Origin of the sequence: Paenibacillus sp. B1-35, from assembly GCF_050474385.1 — a bacterium.
GTDB classification, from domain to species: Bacteria; Bacillota; Bacilli; order Paenibacillales; family Paenibacillaceae; genus Paenibacillus_B; species Paenibacillus_B alvei.
Genome location: NZ_JBCHVJ010000001.1, coordinates 1,622,598 through 1,638,343, shown reverse-complemented (window position 1 = coordinate 1,638,343; position 15,746 = coordinate 1,622,598). Strand labels below are relative to the sequence as shown.

Sequence of the window (15,746 nt, the reverse complement as noted above, 5' to 3'; positions counted from 1 at the left end):
AACTTAACGGGAACATGCTCTTGAATTATACGGCATATATGCTTGAAGAAATTGAAAGATTACGCTAGTTCATTATTATCATGGATAAGAGGAGAGGTATATAAAAAGGACAGATTATATTCGTAAAGGGAACTTCCAGCGCAGGAAAGATAAGCTTAATGAAGAAATTTCAGATTCAACTATTTTGTAGAAAATTCGTAGTATGCGCGCCGCATCCGACAAGGATGAAGCTAGAGCACGGTATTCGATATTGGAGTGAATGGAGTAAGGTAGAAAAGTATTTTTTAGTTCCGAACTCTGTGCTCTAGCTAAGCCCTTACTTGAAACAAAGATTATACGAATTACGGCTGATTACAAATCTAGCTCCGGCTGTTCCACTTCTTGTGGAACGGATGCCCGAAGCACCTGAACGTTGGACGTCGCTTGGAGTCCTCTATAGGCAGCATGGATCTTCGTGAATCCCGCCTGTCGGCCAATCAGGTTCCCCTCATCATCACATTCGAGAATGTCCGGATTGGCGCTTCGGAAAGTTGCTTCCTTGGTCACGTCTATTTCTTTATGTACGGAATAGTCGTAAAGTATGACCCTTACATCGATCATGGAGCCGACACTTATTGAGTAGTCGTTCGAATCCAACCGGAGGTATCCGCGGGCAGGTTCAGGCTCAAGCCAATCCTCTGGCAGCACGGTTACTTTCAAGCTGGCATTGAGTCCTCCATAAGAGGCTCCAATATAAGTGACTCCAGGCTCATGACCCGTGACTCTACCCGATGCGTCGACGTCGGCAATACGGGAATCATCCGATCTATATACGGCTGCGCCTGATATATCGCTGACCATTCCATTACCGTACACGGCTTGCAGTACAGTCGGCATGCTGGTGCCTGATTTTACTTGCATCTCTTTCTCCATGAAAGAAATGCTTGCCAATGTCTGTTCTGTAGGAGGGGTGTTCTCGAAAGGTGCCAGCTTCATGAGCTGAAGCTTCCATACCTCTCCTCGTTTCACGGTTCCGGTAAAAATAAACCCGCCGTCGCAAGCTATCGCTGCCTTGCCAACGTCGCTCAGCGGCGGGCCTGGGAGCACTTCGCGGCTTGTCAACTCGCCGTTTACGTCAAACGTGACTATCGCATATTCCCATTTCCTGTCCGAGCTCTCGCTTAACGTGCCTGTACCGAGCAGGGCATACCCGTCTTTCGTCCGCACCAAGCTTCTGAACGATTCCGGGCTCGGGGCTGTATATGTTTTTTCCCACTCCGGCTGACCGTTTACGTCCGTCTTGGTGAGAATGGTGACTTCACCCTGCTTCGTTTTTTTACGATTGCCTATCAGATAACCTCCGTCATCGGAAGAGATGATCGAAAAGGCACGCCGTTTCGTATTTGGTTCTTGGAACGGCCGTGACCATACGATGTCGCCCTGCTCATTAAGCTTCATCATAAGCATGGCGTCCTCATCGCCAGACTCATAATCCGGATAGCCTATGCCGCCAACTACAATATAACCTCCGTCACTGGCGGGGATCATATCGGCAAAGAATTCGCTGCCGATAAAGCGATAATCTCGATACCATAACTTTTCTCCGTTGCGATCCACCTTCAGGATGTAGCCCTTTTCGTAGGCAATGGCAGAGAACATCCCTCTCCCGGCAATCATAAAGCTGCCGTCATCCGTTTCCATAATAGCTACCGGAGTGTGGTGGAATTGTCCATCATCAACAGCCTTGTGCCACAGTACTTGTCCGGACGCATCCAGCCGAATGAGATATAGCTTGTCTAACGGTTTGCCGTCATATAACTTGTAGGTGCCGACTACTAAATATCCTCCGTCCCTAGTCTCTATCGCCCGGTACGCGGCATTCTCGGACGAATAATGATCTAGCTTCTGCTCCCATAGCGGCTGTCCTTCTACATCCGTTTTAATGATATAAGCCTTAACGACATATGACCAACTATCTTGCCCGATCATTTTCTTCTCCGTAATGCTTCCTACCGTCAAATAACCGCCATCGGAGGTAGGGATGACCGCTTCCCCTCTGGAACTGCTTCCATAATCCCTAAACCATTCCACTGCAGCCCGCGGTTGCGATGGCTCGGCAGATGCTGGACTCATCGTGCCCTGTAACCCGAGTGTTAGCATGATTCCGGCAACGCACGCGGCTATCAAGCGTGTACATGTGTTGAACAAATGACGCACCTCTCTCCATGAATTATTGCATGATGCTTGATGATTGCTGTCGAAGCAAGCGGTGTGGATAGCCTCTATTATGATTATTGATTGGATCATCATTCCTGTGTATCCCACGAATTGCATAATTCTGTATGACGCTCGAACGGTTTTTAATCATGCACGATAGGGACGGCCTACCCATAAGCTCCGGTGAAAAAAATAAATGATATTGTCACATTGATGAAAATTTTGGATAATAATGATGTTCTGTTACGTATGTATGTGATGATGTAGGTATAACGATCCAGCACTAGAGAGTAGGGTGATTCAGTTGACTTCAAGTCTTGAACAGCAATGGAAAGCAACTGAAATTCATGAGAATAAGAGTGATTGCTAGAGTCCATGACCTTGATATGCTATAAACTTGGTTGACGGTGATCATAACGATAACGGATCGTTGAAGTTACAGATAGGCTGTTCACAAATTGTTAGATGACATGGAAGGGAAGAGGAGTGAAATGACAACATCCGCATCATTTGCTTGCTGCCTTCAAATGTTTCCTACACCAGATTTACATCGTACAGCTGAGTACTATGAGAATCTAGGGTTCCGCTCGGTCTATTAATTAGAATCTGCAGAACCGCATGTATGCTTGTACCGAGATGCGATGGAAATTGTGTTGACAAAGGGCGAGCCAGAAAACTTCAAGCCGAATCGATTGCTCCATGGATATGGATACGATGGATACTTTATTACGACGGATCAGCAGGGAATGCTGGATGAGCTTACCGCAAGAGGCGTTAAGATTGTGCGTCCACTTATAACAACCGACTATAACAATCGAGAATTTGTATTCGAGGATGTAGACGGAAGATGGATCGCGGTTGGAATGAAGCAATCATAGATTCCAATGGAAATGAGGGTTAATAAAGAATGCTAGAACAACAGTTGAAGCAACACTTGCGTGAGCATGAAGCGTTCATGCGTGATTTGCGTATCGTTCAGGAGTTACAACTGCCGCAATGCTATATTGCGGCGGGTTACATTCGCAACTACGTGTGGGACAGGCTCCATGGCTACGATAATCGCAGCAGACATAGTGATATTGATGTTGTCTATTTTGATCGCGATGATGCATCCGAGGAACGGGATATTCTTCTGGAGCAGGCGCTGATTCAGCAGACGGGCAATGAGAAATGGTCAGTCAAAAATCAAGCGAGAATGCACACTCATAATGGGGTAGAGCCCTATACATCCACATGGGATGCACTGTATCACTGGCCGGAAACGGCGACAGCCGTCGGCGCTCGATTGGATGAAAACGATCAATTGGATATTTGTGCACCGTATGGATTAGATGATTTATTTCAGCTCGTCGTAAGAAGATGTTCACAGTTCCCGAATCACAGCTATTACGTAGAACGCGTTAGGAGTAAGAAGTGGAAGGATCAGTGGCCGCTTCTTACGATTATAGAATAATTGAATGGTTATGGAATGTAATGTTAATGTTTTGTAAATTCATCATGAGACATTGGCTTCTGAACATAGGTTAAAGTGAAAACGATGTAATCGTTGGAATACCATTGGAAGGAGTCGTGTCTGTGCGTAATCAAGTAAAATGGCTGTTATGTTTGACTCTTATTTTCGGTTCTTTGCAGGCTTTATTCGTTCAGCCAACTGCTGCAAGCAATGAGCCGGATGGGGATGCGTCAACGACTGCAGTTGCTGCCGCATCTCCGCTTCGTCCATTTCCACAGCATACTACCTATGTATCAGGTGTCATTAAGCCGAACAATGTGGATCAAGCCGAGATGGACAACGAGGTTAGAAGGCTGTATGACGAATGGAAGGGGCGGTATTTAAAGAAGAATCCGTATGTCAGCAACCAATACTTTGTCCACTATAATTTGAATCAGGAATCGGATGATGACCCTCAGGTGGTGACGACAAGCGAAGCGAACGGGTATGGCATGCTCATTACGGCCATTATGGCAGGATACGATAGCAACGCACAAACCTATTTTGATGGTCTCTATCGTTTCTATAAGGCTCATCCGAGCGAAATTAATGCGCAGCTCATGGCTTGGCAGCAGAAGGACAACGGATCTGCGATTGTCAGTAACGAGGATGCGGGAGTCAATGGTGCTACGGACGGGGATATGGATATCGCATATGGATTGCTGCTTGCCGATAAGCAGTGGGGCAGCTCAGGCAGTATTAATTATAAATCTGCCGCCGTTCAAATTATTAATGCCATTATGGCGAGTGAAGTGAACCAATCGGCATGGCATTTGAAGCTGGGGGATTGGGCTTCAGACTCCAGTTCAAAATGGGGCAAGGGCACACGGCCATCCGATTATATGCTGAACCATTTGCGTGCTTTCCGTGCAGCGACAGGAGATGGACGTTGGGATACGGTATTGAATCAGACCTACTCTATCATTCAGCAGTTATATACGGGTTACGCTGGCTCTACAGGTTTATTGCCTGACTTTGCAACGAAGGAATCAAGTGGTTACAAGCCGGCTGTTGGCGAGTATTTGGAAACAGATAAAGACGGCTATTACTACTACAATGCCAGCCGCACACCTTGGCGCATTGCTACGGACTATATACTTACCGGAGATTCAAGGGCAAAAGCACAGCTGACCCAATTGAATAACTGGATAAAGGGAAAGACAGGGAGCGATCCAGCAAAAATCAAGGCAGGCTACCGACTTAACGGGAATCAAATTAACTCCTACTATGATTTGACATTTGCAACTCCATTCGCAGTGAGCGCGATGATCGACAATAACAACCAAGCTTGGCTGAACGCGTTGTGGTCGAATACGACTTCAAAATCGACGAACAGCAATACGTATTTTTCGAATAGCATCCGACTTCTGAGCTTAATTACAGTGTCCGGAAACTGGTGGAGACCTTAGGGAAAGAATTGCAACAATAAAATAGCGGTAGTCTTTGACTGGAAATAAAGTCTTTGACTGCCGCTATTTTTTGAACCTTCGGTCTGCTAGTGTAATGAGTAAGTAGTTAAAACGATTATTAACAGAGTAAAAAGAGTCGGATGCACTTATTTCAAGTGCTCTATAGACATCGTTACAGCTCGGTAATTGGAATGAACGGTTCGGGCTTGTCTGCGTGATCCCTTAACATTTTCTCCATCCAAATCATATCGTACCATTGGTTAAATTTGTACGCGCATTTGGTGAAATGGGCCACCTTCTTATAGCCCAAATGGCTGTGAAATTTTTCGCTGGCGGTGTCCAAATATTCATTCGGTGTACTTGGATAGGATATACATGCGTTCACATTGATCACATTTTGCCGCTTTAAAGCTTCCTCTAAAGCATAATACAGCGCCTTGCCCAGTCCACCCCCGCGACAATCCTGCCGCAGATACACGCTTGTTTCAACTGACCAGTCATATGCAGCACGGCCTTTAAAGACAGAAGCATATGCATATCCGCAAATTTGCTCGTTTTGAACAATGACGAGATAGGGATATCTTTGCAGTGTATTCTGAATTCGATTGGCAAATTCTTGGACAGTTGGCACGGTGTACTCAAAGGTGATAGCCGTATCCGTCACATACGGGGCGTAGATGTGTAACAGCTCCTGCGCATCAGATTCAACTGCCATGCGAATGTAAAAACTCTGGTTCATACACGCTCCCCTTTCTATTCATGGTGTCAAAGTTATTTTTTCATGATTTTAGCACAACCCAAGGGAGTATGACATGATTCATTTAGGCATCTGTGCTAAGGCACATATGCTGCTTTTGATTCTGAGCATAATTGATAACGATTTTTCTATACAGGAACATATCATCATATATTTACAAATACATAGGATAACCTTGCCTTTCAATAGGTTAAGCGCTATAATCGGTAGGGTTTGAGGATATACATATCTTCTATAGAGAGGGGAATCTTGGTGAAGACTAGCAAATGGAATGTGTTAAAACGTAGTCTGGCCAGCGGTCTCGTTGCTTTAGTCGCCATGCTCGGGTTTGTTATTCCAGCACAAGCGACTCAGGCTCCTGTCGATGCTCCGCAAGTAAGTGTAAGCTCTTGGTCAATTAACGTACTGAATGAGGGGGAAAAGTACGGGATTTTCCCACTGACATGGTATACAGACGGTACTTTTCAACAGCCGATATCAGCAGACAAGTTCCAAGCACTTATGAAAGCAACATCTGCGAAGCTGGATGCACTGGAATTAAAGAAAAAAAATACGTTCACAGTACCCGCGACTGAAAAAGTCATTACAAGAGAATCGGTAATCAATGCGGTATACGGTGTACTGACTCAATATGACTTGCCGGAATCCATTCAAATTGGAACGGATGAGCCAATTGCTTTCCTCCAGAAAAAAGGGATTGTAAACGGAACGGGCAAAGGACTTGATCTGGACAAGCCAAGTACGGTTGAACAAGCAGTTGTTATGGCAAGTCGTCTTGTAGAATACACCTACGATGCCGTTGACGGTGGAGCGAAGGGGCTTCTCTGGAAGGCAACAAAAGGACAAAATACGCTTTACTTGCTCGGATCGATTCATGTCGGCTCTCCTGAAATGTATCCGATAAAGAAGAGTGTACGCGATGCTTTCAAGCAGGCAGATTCCCTGTGGGTTGAAGTCGATCTGCTAGGCAACAAAGATATGGACTACTTCACGCAATCGATGGCGTATACAGACGGTACGACATTGAAGGATCACGTCTCGAAGGAAACCTATGCGAAGCTGCAAAAGGTGTTGGAGAAAATGCAGCTGCCGAAGGAAGTCTTTGACGGCTTCAAGCCATGGGCAATAACGACTAACCTTGCGCTTGCAGGCATGACAGGCTCTCAAGAAGAGATGGCGCAAGCTGCTGCGCTCGGCATTGATTCCTACTTCACGAATTCGGCATTGCTCGCTGGCAAGCCAATTCATGAGCTGGAAGGCTTAAAGTTTCAAGCCGATATCTTCAATAAGGTTCCAGCTGCAACACAAGAGAAGGAATTGAATGAAGCATTGGATCAAGTTTTGACGCCAACAGGTAAGCCGGATGAGTCCATGGAGTTGTTACAATCTTGGCAGAAGCTGTGGGTGAAGGCTGATCTGGATAAGTTCAAGCAATCCTTCACAAGCTCGAAAGAAAAGATGACAACGGATTCGGCAAAACGCTTGTTAGGCGAACGCGACAAGAACATGGCGAAGAAGCTGATGGAGTTGCTTGATAAAGAAGGATCCTCAACGCACTTTGTCGTTGTAGGCGCAGCTCATTACGTGGTTCAAGATATGGTCGTTGATCAGTTGAAGGCGAAAGGCTACCAAGTAGAGTTCGTGAAATAGAATAGTTGAAAAAAGAGGCTGATCCTTATGCTGCTGAACATGGTGGCGGGGGATCAGTCTTATTTCTTTAATCTATTCGAAAACGGTCTATATTTCCAAATATCGTAATATCACGATCATATTTGGGAGTTATTAGACCTATTGACTGGCAGAAAATTCCGATGTATGATTAGAATGAACATTCGATCTATTTCATGGGAAAGGAGATATCTCTTTCTTAAATCAATTGGAATCAATCATGATCTTCATTATTGGAATTCAGCGGAATATTGACCGCGAAAGCAAAGTATACTTTAAGATTAGAACGATCATTCAATCTAATTTATTTTTTTATAGTAAAACCAAGCTTGGCTTACTTTATCTTACCGGCGACAGCGGGAACGTTTACGGCAGCGAGATTGTTCTGTTTTTAGAATGAATATTCAGTCTAATCAGTTGAATATACTTTTGTGAAGTACAAAGGGAGTGGAAAAATGGACGACATCCAAAAGCTTGTCGCAATTGAAGAGATTAGCAATCTTAAGGCTCGTTATGTTCAGGTATGCAGATGAGAAAAAGTGGTCAGAACTTGCAAAATTGTTTACTACAGAAGCTACTTTTGAAGCCTATGATGCAAAAGATAACTTGCTTGTCAGAATGAAAGGTCAACAAGAAATTCAACACGCTATTAATGACAACGTTGGAGCGGCACAACCGATTCATCACATCTTCTCTCGTGAGTTTGACTTTACATCGTCAACTACTGCGAAGGCGGTGTGGTCAATGGAAGACAACATTATGTTTCCAGAGGGCTCGGAGTTTTCATTGATCCGCGGCTATGGCCATTATCACGATACGTACGAGAAGGTCGATGGCAAATGGTTCATTCAGTCCTTAAAAATTACTAGAGTTAAAATGGAATTCATCAAATAGATGAGTAAATTAACGGAGGGATGACTATTATGTCACTTGTACAATATAAAATGAACATTCATGTATCGGACGAACAAATTGCTGATCTCAAAAGACGCTTGAAGGATACTCGATTCATCAGCAATCCAGGAAATGAAGACCGATACTATGGTATCGATGCTAAATATATGAGTGAATTGGTTGACTACTGGGCTAGTCAATTCGACTGGCGCAAAGCAGAAGCGCAGATTAACGCTTTTGATCACTATAAAGTAGAGATAGATGGCGTACCTATTCACTTTATGCATAAGCCTGGTAAGGGACCAAATCCAATTCCGCTAATTATTAGCCATGGCTGGCCTTGGACATTCTGGCACTGGAGCAAAGTCATTGGCCCATTGGCAGATCCTTCTGCATACGGCGGAGATCCTGAAGATGCATTTGATGTTTATATTCCTTCGCTCCCTGGCTTTGGGTTCTCTACGCCGCTTACAAAACCAGATATGAACTTTTGGAAGATTGCAGATCTTTTCCATAAACTCATGACGGAGGTATTAGGCCATAAAAAATATGCAGCCAGTGGTTCCGACTATGGCGCGCTGATTACAGGTCAACTTGGTCACAAATATGCGGATTCTCTTTATGGCATTCATTTGGGTCATGCGATTCTGCTCAATCTCTTCCAAGGCGAACGCCCATGGGATCTAACCGACGGATTTAAAGTGCCGGCTGGCGCACCTGATGACATTCGTGAAGGAATTCTTCACTTCCAACGCACTTATGTATCTCATGTGGCCGTTCACATGCTTGACTCTGCGACTATCTCCTATGGGCTGAACGACTCTCCGGTCGGACTTCTTGCTTGGATCATGACTCGCTGGTTGAAGTGGGGCGACGATACGGGCTACAACATCGAAGCCAAGTACACCAAGGATGAGCTTCTGACTATGGCATCGATTTTCTGGTTCAGCAACAGCATTGAGATGACAATTCGGATGTATACAAATATGAATCGTTATCCATGGACGCCATCCCATGATCGCACACCGATCGTTGAAGCGCCTATGGGTATCACTTTCCTTGGAGGCGAAAATATCCCAGGTACGACTACCGAAACTCGCGTTCAAGCGTTTCTCGACAGCCCAGACGCAAAATGGTATAACCCGATTTACTTGAAAGCCCATGAAAGAGGGGGGCACTTCACGGGATGGGAAAACCCAGACGCCATTATTGAGGATATTCGTGGAACATTTAAAAAACTTAGATAACATCTCAGAAGAAAATTTGGAAGAATGACTAACGAAAAAAACGATAGTTAAGTGGGATCAGCGACGGCATTTTGAAACTTTGTTTTCTCGGACATTCTGTGATCGCAAAAGAACGTCAAATGGTGTATTATGTTTAGATTGATTGTTCGATTTTTGAGAATGTGCGAAAGGAGGTAGTAAGCATGTTCGAGCAATATAACAATGTGCAGCAGGCCGTCCTTGAGACAACTCTGGATCTGATCATCGACAGGGAACTGCAGGCTACGTCCATGTCGCTGATCGCTAAGAATTCAGGTGTTTCTACTGGAAACATTTATCACTATTTCAGCAGCAAGGAAGATATCATTAATGAACTGTACAAGGCGATCGTGCGATTTAACGGAGAGTTCGTAACGAAGAACATAAACGAGACTGATTCTATTCAGAAGCAGTTTCGTAATGCTTGGCGCAACTTGATCGAGCTGGGCAATAAGTATCCGAAGGGGTTTCGTTTTATTGAGCAGTATTCATTCTCTCCTTATATTTACGAGCAGTCTAAGCTGGAAGCTTACAAGGACGGCTGGTGCGGCCCACTAGAGAAGATGTATCAAAAGGCAGTCGAGGAAGGCCTATTCGTTCAATTGGAGCCTCAAATAATGGTGCAGATGCACTATGGATCCATTGTTTATCTCTTAAAGGCTAATCAGCAAAATTTGATTGAGCTAACAGATGATATTGTGGATAAAGCGATTCTCGCTTGCTGGAACGCAGTGAGCCGCCAGGGGCAAACTTTCATATAATAAAAAACAGACCGATCGTCCCCCATAGAAGGCGGACATTGGTCTGTTCTCATTTACAGCTATGTGATCGGGATTGTCATCCGTATTTAGATCTCATTTTCTTGACTAATGCACAATGACTGAAGATGCTCTCCCAGAATACGTTCAACACGCTCGGCTTGTAGGCGCTGCGGATGAAGGATGAGATGGAGGGCAAGCCCATCCAGCAGCGCATATAGCTTCTCGACTCGGGCTAATCAAGAATTCAGGAGTGCTCAGATTGTTTCAAGATTCCCTGCTGGAGGGGATGGTTGCAGAGGAAAAGCGTTCCCAATTTATGAATGTGATTGCAAAGCCAAGCTACTTCGATGCCGTTGCGGAAGAAGCAAAGCTGATTGACAGTGTGGAAAATGCGGTTCGGGGGCAAAAGCTGGGAGATATGCCGGTAAGAGTGATTCCACGAGGTATTCCGCATCCTTATTCAAGTACGGGCATTTGGGAAGAAGCAGCAAAGAAACTAAAGGAGATTTGGCAGAAAGGTCAGCGGCGAATGTTGAACATTTCATCGAACAGCAAACTGATAGTAGCAGCGAAGAGCGGGCATATGGTAATTGATGATGAACCGCAGCTGGTGGTGGATGTTATTCGTAAGGTGTTGGCTTCAGTGGCAAATAGAAACATATAGAATAGAAAATGAAGTCGAGAGTATGTATCAGTTTGAGCGCTAATGAAGACATTGTTAGATAAAGTAAAACAAAGTCAGAAAGCTGGTTTCGGTCATCTTTCTGACTTTTATGTCACATGATAGAGTTCTATTATGAAAAGTAAAGCTAAAGTGAAATCAAATCCCGTGACAACGAATTTAATCGTTCCATTCCGTTGTCAGTAATCAGCACCATATCCTCGATCATAATCGATCCGATGCCATATCCGTAGTAGGGTGTCTCCAAGCAGATAACCATGCCCGGCTGAAATTCTGTGTCCTCGGATGGACTGAGGAATGGAGCTTCCTCTGCAGCTAAGCTTAATCCTGCACTGTGGCCCAAATGTCCACGATTATAAGTCGGAAGGCCGGAACGGCGGATGACAGACATTGCTTCGTTAAAGGCATGCTTCATTGGCATCCCCGGCTCAATGATCTCGAGCAGATGATCATGTCCAGTCCGCAGCGCGTTGTAGATACGCTGTACCGTATCGGAAGGGGAACCGAGCACAAATGTGCGAGCGATGTCTGAGCCGTATCCGTTGACGTCGACACCGACATCAAACTTGATCACTTCACCAGCTTGTCCAGGCCGTGTATCGAAAATATGTGCAGGGGCGAAATGATCCCCAACAGATATCATATGGAAGCGGGAATTTGCTCCATTTGCATGAGTCAGCAGGGCAAGACGGAACGCATCTGCGATATCAAAAGCAGAGCTTCCGACGGAGATTCCTTTTATCGCCTCGGTTATGCCAATTTCGGCGTAGGTGCAGCTCTTGCGGAGCTGTTCCACTTCCCATGGCGTTTTCTGTGCACGCAGTTCGGTCAAAATTGGGCTTGCCTCTGATAGCTCGACATGGGGCAAAGCGTCTTGCAAGGCGCGTACAGCTCCGTACTTCATGGCGTTCAGCTCCACGGCAACCTTTCCACTGCTTACTCCATACTCAGCGAGCACCTCATGGAGCAATCCAAACATCTCCTGAACCTGATGATTCACTGGGCGTTTCCCTTCATATTTATCACCACGCAATCCAAGCGGATCATCGACGTCGACCCAGGTTGGGTATGTTCGGAGCTCGCATTGGGGCAAGTCCTCTGGAACGCCTGCGGCTTCAAATTCGTTCATGATGATGACCGTGCGGCGCGACGAATCACGGAACATGACGGCTAGTGCGACTTCGCTCATACGCAAGGTGTACATGAACGTGCTCGGATGGCCGGATAAATAGTAGAAGTTCTCGCAGCCAGATGCCACGATGGCGTCTATCTGTTCACGTTCCATGATTTGTCGTGCACGCTCGGTGACATGCTTCAGATGCTCTGCTTTGTCGTTCATCATGACAGTCTCTCCTTTGATGAAAGTTCGATATTCAATTCCAATCCCCTTCGAATTTTAATGGAATAGCATTTCGGTTGCATCTCCATATCCATGTCCATTTCTGTGCCATTGTTGCTGCAAATGGTTTTGCAATTGGTATTCCATTGATATTTTCATTTCTACTGCTCTTACTTTACTTCCGCTTCGGGCGTCTTTATTTCCTGCGTGATCGTGTCTGGATCATTTGCGAGCTGCCGCAAAAACTTGCGGGCGCGCTCTGTCTTAGGTTGATTGAAAAACTGCTCAGGCGCGCTTTCCTCTTGAATTTTGCCGTCACTCATGAAAATGACGCGATTGGCAACTTCTTGGGCGAATTTCATCTCGTGCGTTACGACGATCATAGTCATGCCTTCCGCAGCGAGCTGCTTCATTACCGCAAGCACTTCGCCCGTGAGTTCCGGATCGAGCGCGGATGTCGGTTCATCGAAGAGCATAATTTCAGGCTGCATCGCAAGTGCCCGTGCAATTGCAACACGCTGCTGCTGACCCCCGGACAGCCTAGAAGGATACTCATCCTTTTTATGCAGCAGTCCTACCTTGGCAAGCAACGTTTCCCCAATCTTAATCGCTTCCTCTTTGGACAGCTTTTTGACGATTGTTGGGGCCATGATAACATTGTCCAACACGGTCATATGCGGAAACAGGTTGAACGATTGGAACACCATGCCTGTTAACGTGCGAATTTGCTGAACGGCTTTCTTTTTAGAAGCAGCATCCATTGCGGTATTCCATTCGGCACTACCGACTTGAATGGAACCGGAGTCTGGAACCTCCAGTCCGTTCAGGCAGCGCAGCAATGTACTTTTTCCCGAACCGCTAGGCCCGACCAATACGACGATTTCACCAGATCGAACTTGCAGATTGATATCTTCGAACACAAGCAAATCTCCGAACCGTTTCCTTAGTTTGTTTACTTCAATCATGTTGATCACACGTCCTTAATAGGCTTTAGACAAGCGAATTTCAATACGGTTCAAAATCGCTGAGAAGCCAATACTCATTACCCAATACATGAGGGCAATCGCAATGAAAAATGGCATTGCCACATAATATTGTGCAATAAGCAGTTGGGCGGAGCGAAGCAGCTCCGTTACGGTAACGACCGAGACGAGAGATGTCTCCTTCAGCATGCCGATGAAGGTATTGCCCATCGGTGGGATCGCTACGCGCGCCGCCTGCGGAAGCACAACTCTCCACATCGTTTGCCAGGGAGATAAGCCTAATGATAAAGCAGCTTCGGTCTGTCCGTTGGATACGGAAAGGATGGCGCCGCGGAATGTTTCGGACAAGTACGCGCTGATGTTGATACTAAGTGAAATAAAGGCCGCTGTGAGCGGCCCGAGTGTAATCCCAAAGTCGGGTAGTCCATAGTAAATAATGAAAATCTGTACCAATATCGGCGTTCCGCGAATGATAGACACATAAATTCTAGCGACATTGCGGATGAACTTATTTCCCTTCAAGCGAGCTACGGCGACAACCAACCCGATGAGGAGTCCAAAGAACATGGAAACGATCGTAATCAGCAGGGTGTAATATGCGCCTGTAAATAAAAAGTCTAGGTTTTGCATGACGAGTTCCATCTCTTGTACCCTCCCGGAATGGCTTAAATGTTAGGCTCTACATCAAACCATTTTTTGAAAATTTCTTTGAATGTGCCGTCCGATTTCATTTCTTCCAATGCTTTGTTGATGGCGGCAAGCAGCTCCGGATTGTTCTTGCGAATGGCGATACCGGCTACATCTTCTTTGATAGGCTCACCGACAGCCTTCACGTCGAAATGATTTTTCTCAATCAACGGCTTGAGCGCAAATACGTTGTTAATCGTTGCATCGATGCGTCCCACATTCAAATCCTGCAAGGAGGTAATGACATCGTTGTAAGTCGCAATTTCAAACTTTCCAACCTTAGGCATTGCAACATCGCGCAAATATTTCTCATCATTCGTTCCAAGACCGACACCGATCTTCTTGTCTTTGAAGTCTTCAATTTTCTGGATGGACGTATTGTCACTCTTCACGATGACATTTACGGCATTTTTCACATAAGGAGTGGAGAAATCCATCTTCTGCTTGCGATCGTCTGTAATGGTAACTTGGCTGACTAGCGCATCGTATTTATCCTTTTGCAATCCTTCGATCAATCCGGAGAATTCGCCAGTGATGAACTCGACCTCTACTCCGATATGTTTCGCGACTGCCTTGGCAATATCAGCATCGAAGCCGTCGACCTCACGCTTATCGTTAATGAAGTTGTATGGGGCATAAGTGCCCATAAGCCCGATTTTGATTTTTCCAGATTTTTTAATTTGTTCCAGTGTGTTAGCGGAGCCCGCATCCGTTGTCGATTTGCTTCCGCATCCGACAAGTGCCACCGCGAGAACCGTTAATAGAGTAGTAGCTTTCAGAAGTTTTTTGAAATCGAATGACATGATTGTTGCCTCCTTGTGATGTTGTAGCTGTTTCCATTTGAACTCCAATGAAATGATCATATTCACGTTGAACCGTGCATGTATATTGGCTTCGGCAGCCGTAATCGGGATTATCCGAGAAGTCCCCGAAATTCGAATGTGGCAGTTGCTTCTGCGATTGCTGCTGGCGAATAGGCAGACTGGTAATCGACCTCATGCATAGGGCCGAACAGCCATTTGGACAACACGCCTGTAAGTAAGCAGACCAGAATGTTGGCGCGGAGCGACAAATCATCTTTTTGCGGCAGCATTCCCAATTCGATTGCTCTTTGTATATTCATCTTGAATGCTGCTTCAAAAGCAATCCAGGCTTGCGATACAGCTTCTCGAACGGGAGGATCGGCGCCTTGCCCCTTCATAAGAAGGAGAGCCATCAAATTCCGATTCTGATCAGCGAATGTGAATAGCTCGGTGAGCAGTCGAGTCGAGGAGCTTATCATATCATCGACAGTCCCTGTATGCTTGCGATAGCCTTGAGCAATGACTTTGCTTAGTTTCTCCTTGCCTTCATCAATTAACTCGAGAACGATTTGTTCTTTGCTTTGAAAATACCAATAGAACGTTCCTTGAGAGACACCGGCAGCTTTGACCACATCGGATATCTTCGTACAATGGTATCCTTTGTTTGCAAAAAGGTAGAGAGCAGCATTCATGAGCTGCTGACGTCTATCCGGTTCTTGATTTGATCTGATAGCCAGCGTTCATCGCTCCCTTTTCTTAACTGATTCATCAGTCAGTTTTAATTCCGATGCGATTACTATACTTTTGAAT

16 protein-coding genes are annotated in these 15,746 nt (G+C 45.5%); 8 read left to right on the top strand and 8 right to left on the bottom strand.

All coding sequences use genetic code 11. The features are described 5' to 3' along the window. Nucleotides 1–351: 351 nt before the first annotated feature. Complete coding sequence (locus ACQ5BJ_RS07065) at nt 352–2,187, bottom strand: hypothetical protein (protein ID WP_430109281.1); 1,836 nt, start codon at nt 2,185–2,187, stop codon at nt 352–354. Between the two features lie 650 nt (nt 2,188–2,837). On the opposite strand from ACQ5BJ_RS07065, the gene ACQ5BJ_RS07060 reads away from it, so the two are divergent. From ACQ5BJ_RS07060 to ACQ5BJ_RS07050, 3 genes are all read left to right on the top strand, one after another. Beyond that, entirely contained in the window at nt 2,838–3,074 is a 237-nt protein-coding gene (locus ACQ5BJ_RS07060) for a VOC family protein (RefSeq protein ID WP_338134877.1), read from the top strand. A 29-nt stretch (nt 3,075–3,103) separates the two neighbouring features. Then, on the top strand, nt 3,104–3,649 hold the full coding sequence (locus ACQ5BJ_RS07055) for a nucleotidyltransferase family protein (protein WP_163979699.1): 546 nt from the start codon (nt 3,104–3,106) through the stop codon (nt 3,647–3,649). A 122-nt stretch (nt 3,650–3,771) separates the two neighbouring features. Continuing rightward, nucleotides 3,772–5,097 carry a glycosyl hydrolase family 8 gene (locus tag ACQ5BJ_RS07050; protein ID WP_430109277.1) on the top strand — a complete coding sequence of 442 codons (1,326 nt, stop codon included), beginning with the start codon at nt 3,772–3,774 and terminating at the stop codon, nt 5,095–5,097. A gap of 172 nt (nt 5,098–5,269) precedes the next feature. Here ACQ5BJ_RS07050 and ACQ5BJ_RS07045 read toward each other — a convergent pair whose 3' ends face one another. After that, complete coding sequence (locus tag ACQ5BJ_RS07045; protein ID WP_005546309.1) at nt 5,270–5,836, bottom strand: GNAT family N-acetyltransferase; 567 nt, start codon at nt 5,834–5,836, stop codon at nt 5,270–5,272. A gap of 270 nt (nt 5,837–6,106) precedes the next feature. Here ACQ5BJ_RS07045 and ACQ5BJ_RS07040 point away from each other — a divergent pair, with 270 nt between their 5' ends. The 4 genes from ACQ5BJ_RS07040 to ACQ5BJ_RS07025 all read left to right on the top strand — a co-directional run bounded on the left by ACQ5BJ_RS07040 (nt 6,107) and on the right by ACQ5BJ_RS07025 (nt 10,442). Then, nucleotides 6,107–7,504, top strand: a complete 1,398-nt coding sequence (locus tag ACQ5BJ_RS07040; RefSeq protein ID WP_430109274.1) for a TraB/GumN family protein — start codon at nt 6,107–6,109, stop codon at nt 7,502–7,504. 465 nt (nt 7,505–7,969) lie between these two features. Continuing rightward, entirely contained in the window at nt 7,970–8,416 is a 447-nt protein-coding gene (locus ACQ5BJ_RS07035; RefSeq protein WP_430109271.1) for a nuclear transport factor 2 family protein, read from the top strand. 29 nt (nt 8,417–8,445) lie between these two features. Continuing rightward, nucleotides 8,446–9,663, top strand: coding sequence for an epoxide hydrolase family protein (locus ACQ5BJ_RS07030; RefSeq protein WP_268619905.1), 1,218 nt, complete (start codon nt 8,446–8,448; stop codon nt 9,661–9,663). Between the two features lie 182 nt (nt 9,664–9,845). After that, nucleotides 9,846–10,442, top strand: coding sequence for a TetR/AcrR family transcriptional regulator (locus ACQ5BJ_RS07025; protein WP_005546318.1), 597 nt, complete (start codon nt 9,846–9,848; stop codon nt 10,440–10,442). Nucleotides 10,443–10,528: 86 nt separating this feature from the next. Here ACQ5BJ_RS07025 and ACQ5BJ_RS07020 read toward each other — a convergent pair whose 3' ends face one another. Next, nucleotides 10,529–10,624, bottom strand: coding sequence for a hypothetical protein (locus ACQ5BJ_RS07020; RefSeq protein ID WP_238555825.1), 96 nt, complete (start codon nt 10,622–10,624; stop codon nt 10,529–10,531). A 77-nt stretch (nt 10,625–10,701) separates the two neighbouring features. Between ACQ5BJ_RS07020 and ACQ5BJ_RS07015 the strand changes: the two genes are divergently transcribed. Continuing rightward, nucleotides 10,702–11,106: a hypothetical protein gene (locus tag ACQ5BJ_RS07015; protein ID WP_005546320.1), complete on the top strand. Its 405-nt coding sequence runs from the start codon at nt 10,702–10,704 to the stop codon at nt 11,104–11,106. Nucleotides 11,107–11,251: 145 nt separating this feature from the next. Here ACQ5BJ_RS07015 and ACQ5BJ_RS07010 read toward each other — a convergent pair whose 3' ends face one another. The 5 genes from ACQ5BJ_RS07010 to ACQ5BJ_RS06990 all read right to left on the bottom strand — a co-directional run bounded on the left by ACQ5BJ_RS07010 (nt 11,252) and on the right by ACQ5BJ_RS06990 (nt 15,628). Then, on the bottom strand, nt 11,252–12,466 hold the full coding sequence (locus ACQ5BJ_RS07010) for a M24 family metallopeptidase (protein ID WP_430109266.1): 1,215 nt from the start codon (nt 12,464–12,466) through the stop codon (nt 11,252–11,254). A gap of 167 nt (nt 12,467–12,633) precedes the next feature. After that, nucleotides 12,634–13,428 (bottom strand): amino acid ABC transporter ATP-binding protein, encoded by a 795-nt coding sequence (locus ACQ5BJ_RS07005; RefSeq protein WP_005546326.1) that lies wholly within the window; start codon nt 13,426–13,428, stop codon nt 12,634–12,636. Between the two features lie 15 nt (nt 13,429–13,443). Then, the gene (locus ACQ5BJ_RS07000) at nt 13,444–14,088 is read right to left on the bottom strand and encodes an amino acid ABC transporter permease (RefSeq protein WP_163979681.1); all 645 of its coding nucleotides are present in this window, start codon (nt 14,086–14,088) and stop codon (nt 13,444–13,446) included. Nucleotides 14,089–14,111: 23 nt separating this feature from the next. Further along, nucleotides 14,112–14,936: a transporter substrate-binding domain-containing protein gene (locus ACQ5BJ_RS06995; RefSeq protein ID WP_430109262.1), complete on the bottom strand. Its 825-nt coding sequence runs from the start codon at nt 14,934–14,936 to the stop codon at nt 14,112–14,114. A 110-nt stretch (nt 14,937–15,046) separates the two neighbouring features. After that, nucleotides 15,047–15,628 carry a TetR/AcrR family transcriptional regulator gene (locus ACQ5BJ_RS06990; RefSeq protein ID WP_005546334.1) on the bottom strand — a complete coding sequence of 194 codons (582 nt, stop codon included), beginning with the start codon at nt 15,626–15,628 and terminating at the stop codon, nt 15,047–15,049. Nucleotides 15,629–15,746 lie beyond the last annotated feature (118 nt).

Bases quoted from the DNA above. Each gene is read 5' to 3' on its own strand.
- ACQ5BJ_RS07060 (WP_338134877.1), top strand. From the start codon at position 2,838: ATGGAAATTGTGTTGACAAAGGGCGAGCCAGAAAACTTCAAGCCGAAT.
- ACQ5BJ_RS07030 (WP_268619905.1), top strand. From the start codon at position 8,446: ATGTCACTTGTACAATATAAAATGAACATTCATGTATCGGACGAACAA.
- ACQ5BJ_RS07025 (WP_005546318.1), top strand. From the start codon at position 9,846: ATGTTCGAGCAATATAACAATGTGCAGCAGGCCGTCCTTGAGACAACT.
- ACQ5BJ_RS06995 (WP_430109262.1), bottom strand. From the start codon at position 14,936: ATGTCATTCGATTTCAAAAAACTTCTGAAAGCTACTACTCTATTAACG.
- ACQ5BJ_RS07005 (WP_005546326.1), bottom strand. From the start codon at position 13,428: ATGATTGAAGTAAACAAACTAAGGAAACGGTTCGGAGATTTGCTTGTG.
- ACQ5BJ_RS07055 (WP_163979699.1), top strand. From the start codon at position 3,104: ATGCTAGAACAACAGTTGAAGCAACACTTGCGTGAGCATGAAGCGTTC.
- ACQ5BJ_RS07045 (WP_005546309.1), bottom strand. From the start codon at position 5,836: ATGAACCAGAGTTTTTACATTCGCATGGCAGTTGAATCTGATGCGCAG.
- ACQ5BJ_RS07010 (WP_430109266.1), bottom strand. From the start codon at position 12,466: ATGATGAACGACAAAGCAGAGCATCTGAAGCATGTCACCGAGCGTGCA.
- ACQ5BJ_RS06990 (WP_005546334.1), bottom strand. From the start codon at position 15,628: ATGAATGCTGCTCTCTACCTTTTTGCAAACAAAGGATACCATTGTACG.
- ACQ5BJ_RS07000 (WP_163979681.1), bottom strand. From the start codon at position 14,088: ATGGAACTCGTCATGCAAAACCTAGACTTTTTATTTACAGGCGCATAT.